At 32.7% G+C, this 3800-nt stretch carries 4 protein-coding genes; 3 read left to right on the top strand and 1 reads right to left on the bottom strand.

Going from position 1 to position 3800, the window contains the following annotated elements; genetic code table 11:
• Positions 1-248 precede the first annotated feature (248 nt).
• Together ACIPNH_RS01180 and secF are read left to right on the top strand one after the other, a co-directional pair.
• On the top strand, positions 249-575 hold the full coding sequence (locus ACIPNH_RS01180) for a hypothetical protein (RefSeq protein ID WP_400771119.1): 327 nt from the start codon (positions 249-251) through the stop codon (positions 573-575).
• Positions 576-756: 181 nt separating this feature from the next.
• Positions 757-1632 (top strand): protein translocase subunit SecF, encoded by an 876-nt coding sequence (secF, locus tag ACIPNH_RS01175; protein ID WP_400771116.1) that lies wholly within the window; start codon positions 757-759, stop codon positions 1630-1632.
• A 6-nt stretch (positions 1633-1638) separates the two neighbouring features.
• Here secF and ACIPNH_RS01170 read toward each other — a convergent pair whose 3' ends face one another.
• Entirely contained in the window at positions 1639-2154 is a 516-nt protein-coding gene (locus tag ACIPNH_RS01170) for a TIGR02281 family clan AA aspartic protease (RefSeq protein WP_006279648.1), read from the bottom strand.
• A gap of 134 nt (positions 2155-2288) precedes the next feature.
• On the opposite strand from ACIPNH_RS01170, the gene yidC reads away from it, so the two are divergent.
• Positions 2289-3800, top strand: a 1512-nt coding sequence (gene yidC, locus ACIPNH_RS01165) for a membrane protein insertase YidC (protein WP_400771112.1), incomplete at its 3' end; no start/stop codon positions are given.

The raw sequence follows: 3800 nt of genomic DNA, 5'->3' as shown, positions 1-3800 counted from the left end.
AAGAAAGCTAGTGAATTTGGTTATGTCTTGATTAAAAAAGAGCTACTAGCAGAAAGAGTTTCTTAGAAGTAGACAAGGATAATGGATATTTTTGTATAGAATATTCGCAAGATAGTATTGTTGAAGTTGCAGAAATCCTAAACAATGAAAAAGCCAAAGACTTAAATTTAAGAGTTGGCATACTCAAAATTGGAGAAAGTATAGTAAGAGTTGAAAATGTAGAAGAAATAGGGGGAAAAAGAAATTACATGGATGTCTCAAAAGGTGGTATTGAAATGTCTTTTACTACTGAGGTAGGAGAGATAAGTATTTATCTAAGTCCTAGTGAGAAAGGCAGCAATAAAATAAAAGTGGAGATTGATGGGGAAAACAGAGCAAGGCTTAATGAGTTAAAAAATAGGGGAAAAAGTTTAGGGGAAAACTGTCTTGTAGGAGGAAAAAGTGTTGAGGAAGCTATAGAGCATGAAAGTTTTGAAAGATATGGCAGTGTACCTAACACTGCTATGAAGGAACCTAGCTTAGGTTGCGTTGCTAACATAGCAAGGGGGGGGGATAAGCTTGCAGAGATAAAATGATGGGCCAAATTGGCAGTATTTCGCTTTTGTAATGTACTTCAAAATGGTAGTATGCAAGCTAGATAGAACTTAATTGACAGACAAGAATTAACTGATGGAAAAATTGACATAATCAAACAATCACAGAATAAACTAGTGAATTTTTTGAAAAGTATATAAAATTCAAGTTTAAGTAAATAGCATGGCACTTAGACTCATTCCAGATAACCTCAATATCAAGTTTAGTAAATATAGAAATTTGACAGCACTCGTTAGCATTATTCTTATCATCTTTTCAATGCTCATTGTTGTACTGCGTGGAGTGAACTTAGGCATAGACTTTGCAGGCGGAATTTTGATAGAGATAAAATCTTCAGATGAGAATCACTCTATTCTCGATGCATTAAAAGAAAATGGTTTTACAGTGCAGAGTTCAAAAGCGGGTGATAATTTAGTCATGCGTTTTAAAGATGAAGGAGATGAAGATAAAATCAAAAAGATAAAAAGCATACTAGAAGAAAAGCTAGATAGCTCAATAAGCTATCGTAAAATAGACTATGTTGGCCCACAAATAAGCTCAACACAAATATTTGAAGGAATGTTATCCATGTTGATCGCGATTGTTGGAATATTTTTTTACGTTTGGTTTAGATTTAATTGGCAATGTGGATTCAGTGGAATAACAGCACTGATTCATGACGTGATTTTAACTGTTGGTTTTATTAGCCTAACTGGCATTGAGTTTAATATTTCATCAGTTGCAGCTCTCCTCACTGTCATTGGTTATTCAATCAATAACTCAGTAATTATATATGATCGGATTCGAGAGTATCGCAGGAGTGGTAAAAGTGGGCGGATGAGTGAGGTAGTAGATGCAAGTATCAACGCTACATTATTTCGCACTATATTAACTTCTGGTACAACCCTTCTTGCTGCTCTTCCTTTGGTATTAATCTGCACAGATGCAGTGAGAGACTTCAGCTTGATCATTTTTTTTGGTATTTTGATTGGCACTTGTTCTGCAATATTTATTTCTGCTCCTATATTGACCTACAGAGCTTTGATAAGTAGATTGTAGAAGTGTTTAGTCGCGGTATAATATCAACTTATTATCTCTTATAGTGAAATGAAAATACCTTAAAAAGCTCATTCCAAGTAGTGAATGAGACATAGAATGAGTGTTAACGCTTGCCTGTACATCATTAATCAAAAAATTTCCTATTTTAACTTGAGGTATTTGAACCACTCCAGCTTTTATTTGACCTTTCGCAGTTTCATATATTTTAAAATCCTGAACATTTTGTAAGTTAATACCAACATGTAATGCGTCTTTTTGTGATAGAACAATATCGGTTGCTCCAGTATCAAGCAAAAACGTTATATTGCGATCATTGACTTGAGCCTGAATATAAAAGTGTCCATCATATGACTTCGTAAATTCAATACTTCCACTATTCTGACCGCTATTTTGAATTCTTCCTTTATATGGTAAAAAAGTACTGAGAAATCTGTCGCTTAGTTTGTCCCTTTGTGAATCAATAAGCATTGCAGTAGTGGCTATTATTAGCAACCAAATAACTAGATTTTTCACCGCGTTCATATTGTTAAAATTTGAAGCTATTAAAATAAATTTTAAAGATCAGCGTTAAAAGTTATTATTAAAAATAAGTAAATTTCATTGTTTTAGTACAATATTTAGTATACACTTTAAGAAGATATGTTTGATTTAATTTCATGTCAGAAGCAAAAAGTTTAATTTTGGCAGCTATCCTTTCCATGTTAATCATGGTGTCTTGGCGTATTATTTATGATAATTTTTTTAGTACAAACCAAAATCAGCCATTGATTGAAAATATTGAACATATCGAATCTTTTAACGACCTTGCTCCTATAATACACCAAAATCGTTCTGAAATTATTAATTCTACTCGAGAACAGAGGGTTAGTTTAACCAATAACATGATTAAAGGATCAATTTCTCTGAAAGGTGCAAGGTTTGATGACTTAATTTTAACTAATTACCACTTAGAACCGAGTTCTTCTTCTCCACAAGTGGTGTTACTGTCACCTGCAGAATCAAAAGATGTATATTTTGCAGAATTTGGGTGGCTCGATCCGAGTAACAAGATTAAAGTTCCAGATTCTAAAGCAGTCTGGCGAGCAGATAAACTTAATCAAAAAGAGGTCAATTTATCTTGGGACAATGAGAATGGCATTTTATTTAGAATGAAAATTAACCTCGACGATAATTACATGTTTAAAGTTGAGCAAGTTGTTGAAAATAATACAAAGGATAATGTAGTTTTGGTTCCTTATGGTAAAATTAACCGTAAACGTGACAATATCAACGAATCTTATTGGATATCCCATGAAGGAGTACTGGGTGCATTTGATAATAAACTAGAGGAGTGGACATATAAGGATATTTCCAAAAAACATTTAATAAAAGCAAGCACGAGTGAAAAAAATTGGTTTGGTTTTGCTGATAAATACTGGCTCACAGCCATCATACCTGAAAAATCTGATAAAATAAATGTAAGCATTAAACACACAAACGTTAATAATACTGATAAATTCCAAGTAGATTTTGTCAAACCTTACAAGAGCATACTTCCTGGTGCAAGCGTTTCTAATGTGAATTATTTTTTTGCTGGAGCAAAAAAGTTGAATTTACTGGATTCTTATAAGGACACTCTCAATATACCCCTGTTTGATAAAGCTGTAGATTTTGGTGTTCTTTACTTTATAACTAAACCAGTGTTTTTACTGCTTGAATATTTTAACTTCGTTTTAAAAAATTTTGGCTTAGCAATATTATTGCTGACTTTAGTAATCAAACTTTTGATGCTTTCCTTATCTAATAGATCATATATTTCGATGTTTAAGGTAAAAAGCCTGCAGCCTGAATTAACTCGTATAAAAGAGTTGTATAAAAATGACAGCTTAAAGCAGCATAAAGAGACAATTGCATTGTTTAAGAGAAACAACGTAAATCCAATGTCGAGCATTTTTCCCATGCTAATACAAATACCGGTATTTTTTGCTCTATATAAAGTATTATTTGTTACTATAGAGATGAGGCATGCTCCTTTTTTTTTATGGATTAAGGATCTTTCAGCTCCTGACCCAACGAACATCTTTACATTATTTGGGTTGTTTAATTATAACTTTCCTATTTCTATAGGCATTTTACCTATAATTTTCGGTGCCACCATGATAATTCAGCAGAAGCTAAGTGAGAAAGAT

It is taken from the genome of Wolbachia endosymbiont of Drosophila barbarae (genome assembly GCF_044752445.1).
Classification (GTDB): Bacteria; Pseudomonadota; Alphaproteobacteria; order Rickettsiales; family Anaplasmataceae; genus Wolbachia; species Wolbachia pipientis.
This window is presented reverse-complemented; position numbering and strand designations above follow the sequence as displayed.